General features: G+C 62.7%; 8 protein-coding genes. 2 read left to right on the top strand and 6 right to left on the bottom strand.

All coding sequences use genetic code 11. The features are described from left to right. Nucleotides 1-3: 3 nt before the first annotated feature. Both D0550_RS22750 and D0550_RS22745 read right to left on the bottom strand, forming a co-directional pair. Nucleotides 4-1,404, bottom strand: coding sequence for a CapA family protein (locus D0550_RS22750; protein ID WP_116811484.1), 1,401 nt, complete (start codon nucleotides 1,402-1,404; stop codon nucleotides 4-6). Then, complete coding sequence (locus D0550_RS22745) at nucleotides 1,405-4,476, bottom strand: TonB-dependent receptor domain-containing protein (protein WP_153067281.1); 3,072 nt, start codon at nucleotides 4,474-4,476, stop codon at nucleotides 1,405-1,407. A 301-nt stretch (nucleotides 4,477-4,777) separates the two neighbouring features. Between D0550_RS22745 and D0550_RS22740 the strand changes: the two genes are divergently transcribed. Next, nucleotides 4,778-5,332: a hypothetical protein gene (locus D0550_RS22740; RefSeq protein WP_116811482.1), complete on the top strand. Its 555-nt coding sequence runs from the start codon at nucleotides 4,778-4,780 to the stop codon at nucleotides 5,330-5,332. Between the two features lies 1 nt (nucleotide 5,333). Here the strand turns inward: D0550_RS22740 and D0550_RS22735 are convergent, their stop codons facing one another. From D0550_RS22735 to D0550_RS22720, 4 genes are read right to left on the bottom strand one after another with little or no spacing between them, the layout of a single operon-like run. Beyond that, on the bottom strand, nucleotides 5,334-6,755 hold the full coding sequence (locus D0550_RS22735; protein ID WP_116811481.1) for an efflux transporter outer membrane subunit: 1,422 nt from the start codon (nucleotides 6,753-6,755) through the stop codon (nucleotides 5,334-5,336). Further along, nucleotides 6,752-10,108, bottom strand: a complete 3,357-nt coding sequence (locus D0550_RS36050) for an efflux RND transporter permease subunit (RefSeq protein ID WP_116811480.1) — start codon at nucleotides 10,106-10,108, stop codon at nucleotides 6,752-6,754. The genes D0550_RS22735 and D0550_RS36050 overlap by 4 nt, the downstream gene beginning before the upstream one ends. Then, nucleotides 10,105-13,239, bottom strand: coding sequence for an efflux RND transporter permease subunit (locus tag D0550_RS22725; RefSeq protein WP_116811479.1), 3,135 nt, complete (start codon nucleotides 13,237-13,239; stop codon nucleotides 10,105-10,107). The genes D0550_RS36050 and D0550_RS22725 overlap by 4 nt, the downstream gene beginning before the upstream one ends. Nucleotides 13,240-13,254: 15 nt before the next feature. Further along, entirely contained in the window at nucleotides 13,255-14,496 is a 1,242-nt protein-coding gene (locus D0550_RS22720) for an efflux RND transporter periplasmic adaptor subunit (protein WP_161965990.1), read from the bottom strand. 290 nt (nucleotides 14,497-14,786) lie between these two features. On the opposite strand from D0550_RS22720, the gene D0550_RS22715 reads away from it, so the two are divergent. Continuing rightward, nucleotides 14,787-16,364 (top strand): hypothetical protein, encoded by a 1,578-nt coding sequence (locus D0550_RS22715; RefSeq protein ID WP_116811477.1) that lies wholly within the window; start codon nucleotides 14,787-14,789, stop codon nucleotides 16,362-16,364. Nucleotides 16,365-16,429: the final 65 nt, after the last annotated feature.

Here is a 16,429-nt window from a genome sequence, read left to right as displayed (position 1 = left end):
GCGTCACTTTTTCCAGGAGAGCGTCCCGACACCGTTCTTGTAGCTGACGGTGGTGCCGAACGGCGCGGAGACTTCCGAGAGATCCTTGAAGATCTGCTCGGCCTCAGCGGCCGGCGACGGATACGGCTGACCGCGCTTGCTGCGAGGCTGGCCGAAACCCAGCGACACCGGATGCAAGCGGATTTCCTGCAACGTGCGATCGTTGTCGTAGACCACTTGCGCGAGCACCGACTGCCAGTACTTGCGATTGGCCGGGAAGCCGACCGTGTCGTTCTTGGAGCGCGTGCTGAAGTAATCGCTGGGCAGCGAATCGTGGCTCAGTCCGGTCTTCTCGTAGTTGTCGGCCGGCTGCAGCTCGACCAGATCGTTCTCGAAAATGAAGTTCGCGAGCGAATAGAAGATCGGCTTGCCCTTGTAGACCTCGATGCCGCGCAGAATGTGAGGACCGTGGCCCACGACCATGTCCGCACCCGCATCGATCATCGCGTGCGCGAACTCGACCACGAACTCGGCCGGCATCCACTGATCCTGCGGGCTCGCAGCCTCGTGCGCATGGATGCTCACAACCACCCAGTCGGCCTGTTGATCCGCATCGCGCACGCTAGCCTGCAGCTCGGCCAGATCGGTTGAATTTGCCTTCGAGTTGATCTTGACCTGATCGCCGACCACATACTCGGCGCCGCCGAACACCAGCTTGTCGCTGCCCGCCTCGCCCATATTCGAGCGCGCCGGGCCACGCAGCGACGTGAGCGTGTCGTATGTCGCCTGCGGCACGGTGTATGTAATCGTGTGACGCAGCGGATTCAGACCGGGTCGACCGGGCATGTCCTTACGCTGCGCGCCCGCGACGATCGGTGCGGGGAAACTGGACGAAGTGGAAATCAGCGCCACTCTACCCTTCGGCGTATCCAGATAGCCCGGCTTGCGCGCCAGCGCGAGATTCTCGCCGACACCGGCATAGACGAAATTGGTCTTCGCCAAGGCCGCGACAGTGCTGCGCATGCCGTCGACGCCGTAGTCATTGACGTGATTGTTCGCCAGGCCCAGCAGATCGAAGCCCGCCCATGCCAGCTCGTCAGTGATGAACCGCGGCGAGCCCATGTAAGTGCCGCCGCTCTGCTGCGCACCCGGGATGGTGAAGTCGTGAATCAATGTTTCGAAGTTGGTGAATGCGATATCGGCCTGACGAATGACGCCCCACATATCGTCGACGCCCGGCGCACGGAACGTCGACACCCGTCGATTGATGATGGAGTCGCCGGTCAAGGCGAACACGGTTTTCGTTTCCTGACCCGCGGCTGATTCCCAGCCCCGCGCCGGACGCGACGGCGTCGCCGCATCCGCCGCCTGAGCGGCCAACAACCCCAGTAACACTGCCTTGGCAATTCGATTGATGTTTTTCATTTAGAAGCTCTTGGTGAGTCTCAGGGTCCAGACGCGTCCCATGGCGACGCTGTTGTAGACGGAGGAGTCGTAGCCGGCGGAGTCCGCAGTGAGCGGCGCATCTTCGTTGGTAAGGTTCTTCACACCGACGCGCACGTTCAGATCGCTGAACCAGCTGTCACTCGCAGGCTTGAAGGTGTAGGCACCGAAAGCGTTGAACGTGACCGTGTCCTCCACCCGCAGGAAATACACGCCGTCGATCGGATAAACGTAACTCGGCCGCCCCAGCTGTTCGTAAGTCGCCGCGCTGATGCTGGCGCCGGTATCGGCGTACTCGCCGATGTAATAAGCGCTGATGCCTGCCGACCAGACATCGTCTTTGGACCAGGACAGATTCAACGCCCCGCGCCACCTGGTCGCGCCGTTCTTGCCCAGGCGGGTTTCGACCGGCGCATTCGCCCCGGCCTGCCGCTCGAATTTGTTCAGGTAGGTCGCATCCGCAGTCACCAGCATCCGGCCCCACGAGAAGCGCGGCGAGTTATAGGTGACGTTGAAGTCGTAACCTTCGATGGTCGCACTCGCCAGGTTGGAATATGGCGTGTTGGTGATCTCGAGGATGCCGACCGGTGCCAGCCACTGCGATTGCGGACGAGTGGCGTTGTACGCCGCGAAGAACGCGCGATCGTCGGCGGTGATGGTCTGCGATCGCTGGATCAGCGGATCGCCGGCGTAGCCGGCCGTACCGCTGCCCAGATCGATCTGGTCGAAGGGAATGCCGCGAGCCAGCGCCGCTTGCGTCGCCGCTAACAGCATCGCCGCGTCGTTGGCGCGAATCTCGTCTGCGATCGGGCTGGCGATCAGGTTCTCCTGATCGATCTTCCAGTAGTCCACCGACATGCGCAGCCCCTCGACGAACGGCACGTCGAGCACAAAGCCCAGCGTGCGGCCTTCGGCCGTCTCGGGCACCAGGTTCGGATTACCGGTAATGCCGGTCTGGCGCTGGAACTGACCGTCGACCGGCAGGCCCGTCACCGGACCGCGATAAGGATCGAAGCTCGAGCCGACCACGAAGCGCGTCGGATAGTTCATCACGCTCAGGTTCGGCGCGCGGAAACCTTCGTTGTACGAGGCACGAATCATCAACGGCTCGATCGGCCGCCAGTCGAGCGTGAACTTGGGATTGGTCGTGTCACCGAAATCGCTGTAGTCCTCGTAGCGAACCGAAGCACCGAATTGCAGACGCTGGGCGCCCGGGAACGCGTTGGCCGGACCGATGATTGGAATCACGGTTTCGGCAAACGCCGCGAGCACCGTGCGATCGCCGATCACGTCGCCCGCCGCGGAGGCCTGCACGAAATCGTTGTTCAGCGGATTCAGGCCCAGATCGTTGACGCCGTTCATGCCGTGGAATTGCGGGCGCACCAGCTCGTAATCGTCCCAGCGATGCTCGGCGCCGAAGGCAATCGCGATCGGACCGCCGCCGAGATCCCACAGCTCGCCATTGACGCGGGCATCGATGCTGCCGAGGATGTTCCGGCCTTCCTGATGGAACTTCTGCACGAAGGGCGACGTGACCGAGTCGGGATTGGTGTACGGCGTAGTCGCGACGACCTGGCCGTTCTGAACCGCGAAGTTATATCCAAATGGGTTGTACGCACTGCTGTCCGTACGCGCCGTCTGAGCGAGCAACGCGCTTTCACGCACGGCATTCAGCGAGTCGTCTTTGGTCTGCGCTCGCGAATACACGGCGCCTGTTTCCCACGTCCAGCCTGGCGCGATATCGCCTCGCAGTCCGGCGGTCGCCGTCACCGCGGTCGTTTCGATGTCGATGGTCTCGGCACCGATGTCAGTGAACCGTTTGGAAACGATCGTGACCGATTGCGGCGTGCCCACCAGGCGCTCGGTGCCGTCCGCATTCGGCGCACCCGTCGGGCTATAGAAGCGTGAACCGAATGGGTTGTAAGGATTGTCGATCGGCACGATCAGCGGCGCGTCGGAATTGATGCCGTACGCGACCGGCGGGCGCACCATGGTCGAAGTGGCGCGATACAACGCCAGATGACCGAATGCAGTCAGACGATCGTTGATCTTGAAGTCGAGGGCGTTGAACCAGTTGAAGCGCTCGCTTTCAGGGACCGAATAGCCATCGGCGTTCACGTCGTAGTAATAACCCAGCTCGGCACCGGTGCGACTCGGCGCGCTGTTCTTGATGCCGACGACGCCGCCTTCCATCGGAGTCAGGTAGCGGGTCGCGGGATTCGAGCCGACGCGAAACGATGGATATGCGCTGGAAGCATTGCGGTCGAAGAACGGGCCATTGGCGGCATCGAAGCCCGGCGGTGCGAGCGCTCGCTTGTCGGAGTCGCCGGCATTCGGCAGGTCCGACGTTTTCAGCTCCTCGCGCGAGAAATAGTCGAATGTCGAGATCCAGTGCAGACGCTCGTCGAAGGCATAGTTGCCGTGCGTGATCGTGACGCCAAAATCCGACCCCGAGCCGATTTCGGTGATGCCAGTCTGCACCTGCATTTCGTTGCCGACGTAGCTGCTGTCGGTCACGAAGTTGATGACACCGGCAACGGCGTCGGAGCCGTACACCGCTGATGCGCCGTCACGCAGGATGTCTACTCGCTCCAGACCGCGCGTCGGCAGCGTGTTCACGTTCACCGACATCGCCGGCACACCGTCTTCAGTCGAAGAGATACCGTGTGCTGCGACTCTGCGGCCGTTCAGCAACACCAGCGTGTTGCCCGAGCCCAGTCCGCGCAGATTCACCGAAGCAATATCGCCGCGCGCGCTGACGCCGCCTTGATTGGAATCGTTGATGGGAACGTTGACGACCGCCGGCATGGCGGTGAGCAGATCGACGGGCGTCGAGGCGTCGCGCAGCTCCATCGCTTCCTGAGAGACGATCGTGACCGGCAACGCGGCGTCGTCGCCGCGCTTGATGCTGCTGCCCGTCACGGTGATTTCTTCCAACGGCGGCGCGGCCGCGGCGGCCTCTTGCGCGTGCGCTGCTTGGGCATGGGCGATTGCGGCGACAACAGCCAGCGCAATCATGCTTCTGGACGATATCGACTCGGTAGCTCTCGACACGACATTACTCCCCAAACTTTTTTTGTGTTGACCCCTGTGCTCAAGCTAACCAACGTCATTTGGGGAGTGCGATGAAAAGGTGCGGCGTGTGTATAACCTCCCGTTATTCTGGGCTGGGGATTGCCTCATGGTGAGGCAGCGGTCGGTGGGCAGCGACCTATTTGAGTGCCGGCGACGCTCATCATCGATGTCGGGCCAGGCGAGCTCGTTTCCTGTTGACGCTGGAACGTCGGCCTGGCGTAAGCTCACGATCCTGATGTGAGCCCCATGAAAGAGTCGGAGCTTCCCGCGGGAGTCTCAGATGAACATTCGATTGACGAGCTTACAGCGACGCCTCACGGCAGCGGTCGCGGTAGCTTGCACACTCGCAGCTGCCGTCTCGCCGGCGCTTGCCGACGGGCGATGGGGTCTGCTCCTCCCATATCAATTGTCGAGCCCGTCGGCCCAGCTCGTCCTCATTCCCCATTCGGGCGTCCCACACGGCATTCACAATGGCTTCGCAATAGTCGCAGCGCCGATCGGTGCGTTCGTGCCATGGTACGGCGGCCTGCCCTACTACTACGCCGACGATGCTTATCGCATGTGGACTTCGGACCCAAATGCGTATGAAGTCGTCTCGCCGCCGCCGGGCGCACCGGCGCCAGTCGTCAATAGCGATCAGCCGTACGCCTATCCGCTCGAAGACCAGAGCCCGGAGCAGCAAGCGCGCGATCGTTATGACTGCCACGCGTGGGCGGTCGAGGAATCCGGCTTCGATCCGTCACAGAGCGGCGACGACATGACTGCCACACTGACGGCGTACTACAACCTCGCTCTTAGCGCTTGCCTCAAGGGCCGGGGTTACAGTGTGCAGTGAGTCAACGCCAATGACCGCCGATGGCTTGAATGAGTGAAATTGCCGCGGACTGTCGATCGACCACGGCTTGGATCTGCGCCTGCCGGGCAGACAGCGCTGCGGTCTGCGTCACGATCACGTCCGAATATGCGATCTGCCCGGCGAGATATTGGTTGTTTGCTATCTCTTCGGCGCGATTCGCCGCTAGCGCAGCCGCGTCACGCTCGGTCGAAACGATCTCCAACACGCGCAAGGCGGCGAGTTGATCTTCCGTTTGCTGAAACGCCGTCAGCACCGCCTGCCGATATTCCGCAACCGTCTGCTCATACGCGGCTCGTGCCTGAGCGACTCTCGCCGAGCGTGCGCCGAAGTCGAGCAATGTCAGCGTTCCCGTCAAGCCGAGCGACCAGACGCTGCTGGCCGACTCGAACAGCGCGTTCCACGAGTTCGAGCTGTAACCGGCGTCACCGCTCAAATCGAACGTGGGGAAATAAGCGCTGCGCTGAATGCCGATCGCTGAATTCGCCGCAGCGACGCGCCGCTCCGCTCCAGCGATGTCGGGCCGCCGCTCCAACAGCGACGCTGGCAACACACCAGGAACGTCCGGCACATCGCGACGCCACTCGCCGTTCGGCACGGCAAAGCTCGATGGATTGGCGCCGACCAGCACCGCAATCGCATGTTCCAGCAACGCCCGTTGACGCACCAAATCGGCGTTGTTCGCGCGCGCGTTGTGTAAGGCCGTCTCTGCTTGCAGGACATCCGAGCGAGCGGCGACACCCGAGTTGTAACGATTGGTGGTGATAGTGAGAGCTCGCTCATAGGCCGCGATGGTCGCGACGAGCACCTCTCCCTGTGCTTGCAGACCGCGCAATTGAATGTAATCGAGTGCCAGCTCGCCTTGCGCGGACAACGTAGCATTGGCGAGATCAGCCGCGCTCGCCTCGGCCAACGCACCAGCTTGCCGCACGCTATCGCCAATACGTCCCCACAGATCGGGCTCCCAAGTCGCGCCAATGGTGACCGAATAGCGCTGGGTACCGCCGCCCGTATTTACTGAGCCAATGTTGCCCACCGTCGGTGCGCCTTGACCGAACGAGCCGACCTTGGTGCCCGACGCGGACAGACTCACCACCGGCAACAACGACGCACGCAGTTCACGAACCAGTCCGCGCGCCTGATCGTAAGCTGCTTTGGCAGCCGCGAGATTTTGATTGCCCACCACCACCCGTTGTTGCAACTCCGAAAGTCCCGCATCGTTGAACAGTTGCCACCACTCGCCGCGTGCCACTGCGTCCGAAGGCGTCGCCTCACGCCAACCCGGTTCTTCCTTGAACGATGCTGGAATTTCCACACCCGGCCGTCGATAGGTCGGCGCGGTACTGCAAGCGACGCCGATCGCAACCCAGCTCAGCAGCACCAGGATTCTGAGGACGAGCCTCATGTCGGTGCGACTCCAAAAGCAGGATCGAGGGTCCGGGAGCCCGGCCGACGAAAACGATCGAGCGCCAGATACACGACCGGTGTCGTCAGCAAGGTCAGCAACTGGCTGGCGATCAAGCCGCCGACGATGACGATACCGAGCGGGCGACGCAGCTCCGCACCGTCGCCGAAGCCGATGGCCAACGGCACCGCGCCGAAGCCGGCCGCCAGCGTCGTCATGAGAATCGGGCGAAAGCGCAGCAGCGAGGCTTCACGGATTGCCGCCGTAGGAGACAAACCGCGGGACCGCTCCGCCTCCAGCGCGAAATCGATAATCATGATGGCGTTCTTCTTGACGATGCCGATCAGCAGAATCAGACCGATCAGCGCGATCAGATCCAGATTGAGCTGCCCGATCAACAACGCGAGCATCGCGCCCACGCCAGCCGACGGTAACGTCGACAGCACCGTCAGCGGATGGATGGCGCTCTCGTACAACATGCCGAGCACGATATAAATCACCACCAGTGCTGCGACGATGAGCAGCGGCATGGTCGCGGTCGATTGCGCGAATACCTTGGCGGTCCCAGCGAAAGATCCCGTCACCGTCGAAGGCAAGCGCGCGCCCTGCTGTACCTGCACGATGCGTTGTGTTGCCTGGCCGAGCGAGACGTCATTGGCAATGCCGAATGAGATGGTCGCCGACGGCTGCCCGTCCTGATGATTCACCTGCGCGGCCGTCGAACCCGTGCTCCAGCGCGCGAACGCCGACAGCGGCACGATGTTCCCGGGCGTGAGACTGACCGCCGCACCCGTCGATGCATCTCGACCCGTGCCGGTCGCCGACACCGGCGCCGAGCTGGTCACGGCCGTCGTCGCCGATGCTGATGTAGATACCGTTCCGCTTGCAGACACCGATGTTGAACTAGCCACGGTCGTCGTCGACGAAGCGGGAGTCGCTCCGACTCCGCTTGCGGACACCGGTGTTGAGCTGGCAGTACTCGTCGATGTCGTGCCGGTTCCGGACGCTGGCGCTGAACTTGCGGCGGCCGTCGTTGCCGGCGCTGGTGTCGTCGGCACATAGACCTGCTCGAGCACGGTAGGCGAGCCATTGAACTCCGGCGCCACGCCCATGACCACGTGATACTGATTCAGGCCGGAATAGATCGTCGCCACCTGTCGTTGTCCGAATGCGTCATACAGCGCCTCGTCCACCGCTTGCGTCGGAATGCCGAGCTGCGCGGCGCGGTCGCGATCGATCTGGACCATCACTTCCGCCCCGCCCTGCTGTTGATCGATATCGATGTCCACCAGCTGCGGCTCTCGCTTGAGCAGCTGGACCAGCGTCGTGCCGGCTTGCTGCAGCGTGTTGAAGTCGTCGGCCTTCAATGTGAACTGATAGGTGCTAACGGCCGCTCGCCCGCCGACCTGCATGTCCTGCACTGGGTTCAAGAACACCGCCAGCCCACTCACGCGCGCCAGCTGGGGTCGCAAGCGCCCGATGATCTCGCGACTCGAAGCGCGCTGATCGCGCGGCTTCAATACGACGAACATGAAACCGCCGCCGGCGCGTATACCGCCGGTGAACGCGACCACCGTATCCACATCGGGATCGCCCCGGATGATGCCGGCGGCCTGCGTGATCTTTCGCTGCATTTCCTGGAACGAGATGCTCTGGTCGGCGCGCATGCCGCCCTGCAATGAACCCGTGTCCTGCTCGGGAAAGAATCCTTTGGGCACGACCACCATCAGGAACAGATTGAGCACCACCACGCCGGCCAGGATCACCAGCACGGTGGCGCGATTGTTCAGTGCCCAATCGAGCCCATGTGCATAACGCTGCTGCAAACGATCGAACGAACGCGCGGCGAACGCGCTGAACCGATTCGGCACTTCCCGCTTACGCAACAGCAGCGCAACCAGCATCGGTGTAGTGGTGAGCGAGATCACCAAACTGATGAGCACCGCAACCGACAATGTCACCGCGAACTCACGGAACAGCCGCCCGATGAGTCCGCCCATGAACAGCAAAGGAATGAACACCGCCACCAGGCTGATGGAAATGGACACGACGGTAAAACCGACTTCCCTCGCCCCGAGCAGCGCCGCCTGCTTCGCCGGCATGCCCCGCTCGATGTGCCGCGAAATGTTCTCCAGCACCACAATGGCGTCGTCGACTACGAACCCCGTGGCGATGGTCAGCGCCATCAGCGACAGATTGTTGAGCGAGAATCCAAGCGCATACATCACGCCGAGGGTCCCGAGCAGCGACACGATGACGGCGACCGCCGGCACCAATGTGGCTCGCAACGACTGCAGGAACACGCTCGTAACAACGACGACCAGCAACGTCGCGATGATTAGCGTGACCTCCACTTCATGCAGCGATGCACGAATCGTAGTAGTTCGATCGGAGGCGACCTGCAGCTTGATGTCCTTCGGCAGCACGGCTGCGAGCGCGGGCAATTCCGCCTTCAACGCATCCACCGTCGCGACAATGTTCGCTCCGGGCTGCCGGCTGATGATGACCATCACCGCGCGCACGCCATTGAACAATCCCATGGTGCGCACATCTTCGGGACCATCCCAGACAGTGGCGACATCCTTCAAGCGCACTGCCGCTTCACCGCGCCAGGCAATCAATAGATCGCGGTAGTCGGCAGCGCGCAGCCCCGGCTCGCTGCCCTCGATCTGCCACGCAAGACGGTCGTTCTCGACCACGCCACGCGGCCGGTGAGCGCTGGCCGATGCTAGCGCGCTGCGCACGTCTTCCAGTGCAATTCCAAACCGAGCGAGCGCCAGCGGATTCAGATCGACGCGTACTGCTGGCAACGCACCTCCTCCCAGCTCGACGTCCCCCACCCCCTGGACTTGCAACAGACGCTGTTGAATCACATTGGACACCGCGTCATAGATGGCCGCTGGCGAACGCGTCTCGGAGGTCAGCGCCAGGATCAGGATGGGCGCGTCGGCGGGATTGGCTTTGCGATACGTCGGATTGGTTCGCAGCGTGGCCGGCAGATCCGCTCGCGCCGCATTGATCGCAGCCTGCACGTCGCGAGCCGCGCCGTCGATGTCGCGATTCAGATCGAACTGCAGTGTGATGCGAGCGGTGCCGATGCCGGATTGCGACGTCATCTCATTCACGCCGGCAATGACGCCCAATTTCTTTTCCAGCGGCGAAGCGACGCTCGACGCCATGGTCGAGGGACTGGCGCCAGGCAACGTCGCCTGCACGTTCACCGTAGGAAAATCCACTTGTGGCAACGGCGCGATGGGCAGCACGAAGAACGCAGCCAATCCGGACAACGCGACACCGAGCGTCAGCAATGTCGTGCCGACCGGTCGCCTCACGAAGGGCCCGGACAAGTTCACGGCGGCGACTCCAACGCCGGCGCGGCACCGCGGCCGCGTCGTTGTACCAATCGCTCAAAGGCGAGGAACACCACGGGGGTGGTGAACAGCGTCAACACCTGACTGACGATCAGGCCACCGGCAATAGCGATACCCAGTGGCCGGCGCAGCTCCGAGCCCATGCCGAAACCGAAGATGAGCGGCAGGGCCGCGAACAATGCAGCGAACGTGGTCATCATGATGGGCCGGAAGCGCAGTAACGCCGCTTGCCGGATCGCCGCGTGCGCCTCTTTGCCTTCTGCCCGCTGAGCTTCGATCGCGAAGTCGATCATCATGATGGCGTTCTTCTTCACGATGCCGATCAGCAGCACGATGCCAATGATACCGATCACGCCCAAGCCACTGCCCGTCACCAGCAGCGCGAGCAACGCGCCGACCGCAGCGGACGGCAGCGTAGACAAAATCGTCAGCGGATGAATGAAGCTCTCGTACAGCACGCCGAGCACGATGTACACGACCACGATGGCCGCGAGGATCAGATAGAACTCGTTGGCCAACGAGGCACGAAACGCGCTGGCAGCGCCGGTGAATTGGGTCGTGATGGATGCCGGCACACCGATCTTCTTTTCCGCGTGCGTGATCGCATTCACCGCGGCGCCGAGCGATACGCCAGGCGCGAGATCGAACCCTATGGTCGCCGCGGGAAATTGCGCGACGCGTGAGATCAACACCGGCGCACTCTTCAAACGGAACGTCGCTATCGCATTCAGCGGCGCGACCGTGCCCGAACCCGTCGGCACGTAGATCTGCGCCAGCGCTTTTGGATCGGCCAACATGCCGGGCGTACTCTCCAGAATGACGCGATACTGGTTCGACGAGGTGAAGATCGTAGAAATGATGCGCTGACCGAATGCGTTGTACAGCGCGCTATCTACTGTCGCAGCACTGATACCCAATCGTGCCGCGACGTCGCGATTGAGCTCCACTTCCACTGCTCTGCCGTCTTCGAGCACGTCGGAGGTCACATTGCGAATCTGCTGCACGTCGCGCAGCGCCGCCATCAAGCGATTCGCCCACAACGAGATATCGCTCGCGCTCGCTCCTTGCAGGGCGAAGCGATATTGATTGGCGCCGCTTTGCGTATCGATGGTCAGATCCTGCACTGGCTGCAGATACAAGGCGACGCCCAGCGTGTCATGCACCTTCTGCTGCAATCGTTGCAGCAACGCCTGCTGCGAGCCGCGCTGGTCTTTGTCCTTCAGATTGATCAGCATGCGCCCCTGATTCAGCGCCAGATTCTGGCCGTCGACACCGACGTTCGAGCTCAGGCTGACCACGTCTGGATCGTCGAGCACAATCGCAGCGACGCCGGACTGCAGCTGCGTCATGCGCGGAAAAGAGACGTCCTGACTGGCGACCACCACCGCGCGCAGCTGTCCCGTGTCCTGCTGCGGAAACAGCCCTTTGGGAATAAGCACGAACAACAGCGCCGTCAGCACCAGCGTCGCCAGAAACACCAGCAGCGTCTGCGTCTGCCGTTCGAGCACCCAGTCGAGTCGGCGCGCATAACTTTGCGCCAGCCGCTCGAACCACCGCAGGCTGTGCTCGATGAGCGGCAACCGGCGCAGCTCGTGCTCCGGCCGCAGCCAGCGTGAGGCGAGCATGGGCACGAGCGTGAGCGCCACGACCGCCGATATGAAGATCGTCACCGCCAGAGTGACCGCGAACTCACGGAACAGCCGACCGACCACATCGCCCATGAATAGCAATGGAATCAGCACGGCCACCAAACTGACCGTCAGCGAAATGATGGTGAAGCCGATCTCGCGCGCGCCTCGCAACGCAGCGGCGAATGGCGACATGCCCGCTTCGATGTGGCGATTGATGTTCTCCAGCACCACGATGGCATCGTCGACCACGAACCCCGCCGCGATGGTCAGCGCCATCAAAGTCAGGTTGTTGATGCTGAAGTCCAGCAGATACATGGCGGCGAAGCTGCCGATCAGCGACAGCGGCACGGCGATGCTGGCGATGACGGTCGCGGGCAAGCTGCCGAGAAATAGAAAGATCACGACCGTGACCAGCACCACCGCGAGCAGCAGTTCGAACTGCACGTCAGCCAGCGAGGCGCGAATGCCAATCGTGCGATCGCTGAGCAGCGTCATCTTCACATCGGCCGGCAGCTGCAATTCGAGCGCTGGCAGCGCGGCGCGGATCGCATCGACCGTGCCGATGACATTTGCACCGGGTTGCCGCTGCACGTCGACGATGATGGCCGGTGTGCGATTCATCCACGCACCAAGCCGCGTGTTCTCGGATGAGTCCACGACGGAGGCGACATCGGCGAGACGCACCGGAGCGCCGTTGCTGTATGCAACGATCAGATCGCGATACTCCTGCGCTGTCTCGAGTTGGTCGTTGGCGTCGATGCTCCACGAGCGCGTCACTCCGTCGAAGCTGCCCTTGGCGCCGTTGACATTGGCATTGGCGATTGCCGTTCGCAGCGCATCGAGCGACAGCCCACGCCCCGCCAGCGCTGGCACGTTCGCCTGAATGCGCACCGCCGGCCGCTGTCCACCGGACAGATTCACCAGGCCGACACCGGATATCTGCGACAGCTTGTTGGCGACCCGCTGATCGACCAGGTTCTGCACATCGGCGAGCGGCCGCGAATTGGAAGTCACGCCGAAGCTCACAATCGGCGCATCGGCGGGATTGACCTTCGCGTAGATCGGCGGCGCCGGCAGATCCGATGGCAGCAAGGTGGCGGCCGCGTTGATCGCCGCCTGCACTTCCTGCTCGGCCACATCCAACGCCAACGCGAGCGTGAACTGCAGCGTAATCACCGACGCTCCCGCCGAGGACGCGGAGGTCATGCGCTGCAGCCCTGCCATCTGACCGAATTGACGTTCGAGCGGAGCGGTGACGGTCACCGCCATCACATCGGGACTCGCACCCGGGTACAGCGTGCGGACCTGGATGGTCGGATAGTCCACTTCAGGCAGCGCCGACAACGGCAACACACGAAACGCCACCAGCCCGGCGAGCAGAATCGCGAGCATCGTCAGCGTGGTCGCGACGGGTCGCAGAATGAACAAGCGAGACGGCCCGCCGTCAGGTCGCTCTGTGTTTTCGTCGCGCTCTTCGGCCATGGCGCGGCCCGTCGGTCAATGCCCGTTATCCGCCGGCGCGCGAGACGCGGGATCCGCAGTCTTTGCACCGGCAAGCGTTACACTCGCGCCGTCGCTCAACCCATCTGCGCCTTCGGTGATAACGGTTTCGCCCGCGCGCAAACCCTTGGCGACGACGATGTGCAGCCCATTGATCACACCGGTTTGCACGGCGCGTGATTTCACGGTGCGATCGGATTGCAGCACGAACACGAAATCGCCCTGTCCGCCGTGCCTCACGCTCGATACCGGCACCGTCAGCGCGTGCGACAGCGTCTTCACCAGCACTGAAACATTGACGAATTGATTGGGAAACAACGTCTCTTCGCTGTTGGCAAAGCGCGCCTTGGCCTTCACTGTCCCCGTGGTCACGTCGATCTGATTGTCGAACGTCAGGAATTCTCCTTGCGCCAGCACGTGCTGACCCGTTTGATCGGTGGCAGTGACCGGCAGCTTGTGCCCTGCACGCAATTGCGTCTGCACCTCAGGCAACTGCACCTGAGGCAAGCTGAATGTGACATCGATGGGTTCAAGCTGCGTGATGATGACGATGCCCATGGTATCGCTCGGCGTCACATAGTTGCCGATGTCGACCTGCCGCAAGCCCGCCTTGCCGGCGACGGGCGCAGTGATGGACGTATAGGCGAGATTCAACGTCGCGGTGCCGACGGCGGCTTTGTCGGCCGCCACCGTACCTTCGAGTTGTTTGACCGTGGCCGCCTGAGTGTCCACCTGCTGATGCGCGATCGAATCCTGCGCCCACAGTATGCGATAGCGCTCCAGGTCGACTCGCGCCTGATCCAGCGTCGCCTGGTCGCGAATCAGGTTGGCACGCGCTTGCGACAAGGCCAGCTGGTAGGGACGCGGATCGATGATCGCCAGCAGCTGCCCCTGCCGCACTTGCTGGCCTTCGGTAAAGTGCAGGCTGAATATGTTACCGGCCAGCTGTGAACGGACTGTCGCGACGACGATGGGTTGCACGCTGCCGATGGCTTGCAACGTGACGGGCACATCCATCGGCGTCGCCTGCGCCGTACCGACCGCCGCCGTCGGCCGCCTCTCACCGCCGCGTTCCGTGGTGCGGGTGAAATGCCACGCTATCCATCCCACCACCGCCAGCAATAGCAGCGCAATCACGCTGTTACGCAGTTGCGATGACGCAGGACGTGCGTTGTCCAGTGACATCGCGTGCTTATACGTCGCGCCCTGTGCCGTCGCAATGCGGAGTCCAGTCGCCATCGCGACCTTGACATCCGCCGCGCACACAGGTGTCGATCCTCGATGCCAACTCATCCACAAAAGTTGTGGGCAACCCTGTGGATATCTGTGTGCGCATGACCTCTTGCCGCAAAATTCGCGGCAAAAATTACCTGCTCAACTTTTGACCAATCGATTGGCACGCAACACTTGACGCGCGCCGATCTGTACCGACGGGCATGGCTCTCGTCACTGGCTCCGCGGGCGGATGCCGACATTGACGCGACTTACGAAACTGCGCGGCATTCGGCAACCCACAGAGGTAGAAGACGATGAAACGGTCCGTGGCCGCGCTGCTGAGCGCGCTGATCTTGTTGTCCGCTTGCGGCGGGAGCGGCAATGACGCCGCCCACCTACCCGATTCCGGTCCCGGCAACGGTTCTGGCAACGGCCCCAACCCCGGCCCCGGACAGAATCCAGGACAGAACCCCGGCCCCGCGCCCGAGGATCCGAGCGGTCACACGCCTCAGCCCACCGATCTGGGCACGCCAATCGGTGCAACTGTGAGTGCCGTCATCGGCGTATCGGGCGGACAACTCGCGAGCGACGATGGCGCGCTGACGGTCGAAGTGCCCGCAGGCGCGTTCGATCAGGATCGCACGCTCTCGATCCAGCAGATCACCAACACTGCGCACGGCGCGAAGGGCCGCGCCTATCGCATTTCGCCAGAAGGTCTGCGCACCAACTCGCCGATGACGATTCACTGGCGTTACTCGGACGACGACGTGCTCGGCACCAATAGCAATGCGCTCGCCATCGCCTACCAGGACGCGCAACGCATCTGGCACGTCTACAAGGAACCGACGCGTGACGCCGCGAATCGCACCCTGTCCGTCCCGACCCATCATTTCAGCGATTGGTCGCTGGTCGCGGGCGTGCAGCTGCTGCCGAAAGCAGCGACGCTCAGCGTAGGCCAGAGCGCACAGTTTCAGGTCGTGCTCTGCGATGAGTTCGACGAGGAAGAAGAGGAGCTCGAGGATGGCGAGCTGCCCGTACCGACCGTCAACTTCGAGTGTCGGACCACCCCGGGCACGTCCTTCCTCGCGGGTGACTGGGCGGTCAATGGCACGATCGGCGGCTCGGCGCGCAACGGCACGGTCGTCGCCGATACCGACGAGCTGTCGGGACGCGCGACGTACACTGCGCCGGCGACTCGTCCAACGCCCAACCTCGTCGCCGTGTCAGCGAGCTACAGAGCGGAAGCATCGCAGCAGCTGCTGGTGTCGAATGTGACGATTGTCGATGCCACAGCGAGCTGCGATCAGTTGAGCACCGTGCAGGGGTTCCAAGCCGAGGTTTCCTTCGACAACTTCAGCTTCACTTCCACCGCCGAAGACCGCGCTCATGCAGGCAGGCATCAAGGCCGACTGACCGGCACTTTACGCAAAGCTCCAACCGGACCGACGCTCGGGTTCTGGACCACCGGAGTCGGGCCGCTGGAGAGTGGGTTCGTGAGTATCAACGACAACTTCTCATACACGCCGCCGGGCGGCGACGGCTACACGGGCAGCATTACCGGCAGCGGTTCGCCGACGACGCCGGGCAGCATGATTACGCTGACGGTCGACTACGCGACCTGCACGTTCGACTTGCACACGTCGTACACCGTGGACGCGGTGTTACTCAAAGACGGCGACTCGATCCGAGCACCGCAAGGCGTCGGCGTGCTGTACCTCCACGATCAGCAGATTCCGCTCGATCAGATTGGCGGCACCATCGAAGGCCAGCGCACAGTTGCGGTAGGCAGCGATCCAGAAGTGACGAACTACGTTCCGGCGCATGATGTTCACACGGAATGGACGGAGTCCGGCAGCACGACTGCACGGTGGACGCTGACGCCGCGGCAGTAGTCAGGAGGAAAGTCGAGGCACGCTCGCTCGGCAGTGACGCCGCGCAGCGTGCCTCTTGGCGATCT

Source organism: Steroidobacter cummioxidans (assembly GCF_003104955.1).
The sequence above is the reverse complement of the archived record's forward strand: the minus strand, read 5'-3'. Positions and strand labels throughout refer to the sequence as shown.

What these genes read in the sequence shown, in the direction of transcription:
- D0550_RS22750 (WP_116811484.1), bottom strand. Translation starts at nt 1,404, where the DNA reads ATGAAAAACATCAATCGAATTGCCAAGGCAGTGTTACTGGGGTTGTTG.
- D0550_RS22740 (WP_116811482.1), top strand. Translation starts at nt 4,778, where the DNA reads ATGAACATTCGATTGACGAGCTTACAGCGACGCCTCACGGCAGCGGTC.
- D0550_RS22735 (WP_116811481.1), bottom strand. Translation starts at nt 6,755, where the DNA reads ATGAGGCTCGTCCTCAGAATCCTGGTGCTGCTGAGCTGGGTTGCGATC.
- D0550_RS22725 (WP_116811479.1), bottom strand. Translation starts at nt 13,239, where the DNA reads ATGGCCGAAGAGCGCGACGAAAACACAGAGCGACCTGACGGCGGGCCG.
- D0550_RS22720 (WP_161965990.1), bottom strand. Translation starts at nt 14,496, where the DNA reads ATGGCGACTGGACTCCGCATTGCGACGGCACAGGGCGCGACGTATAAG.
- D0550_RS22715 (WP_116811477.1), top strand. Translation starts at nt 14,787, where the DNA reads ATGAAACGGTCCGTGGCCGCGCTGCTGAGCGCGCTGATCTTGTTGTCC.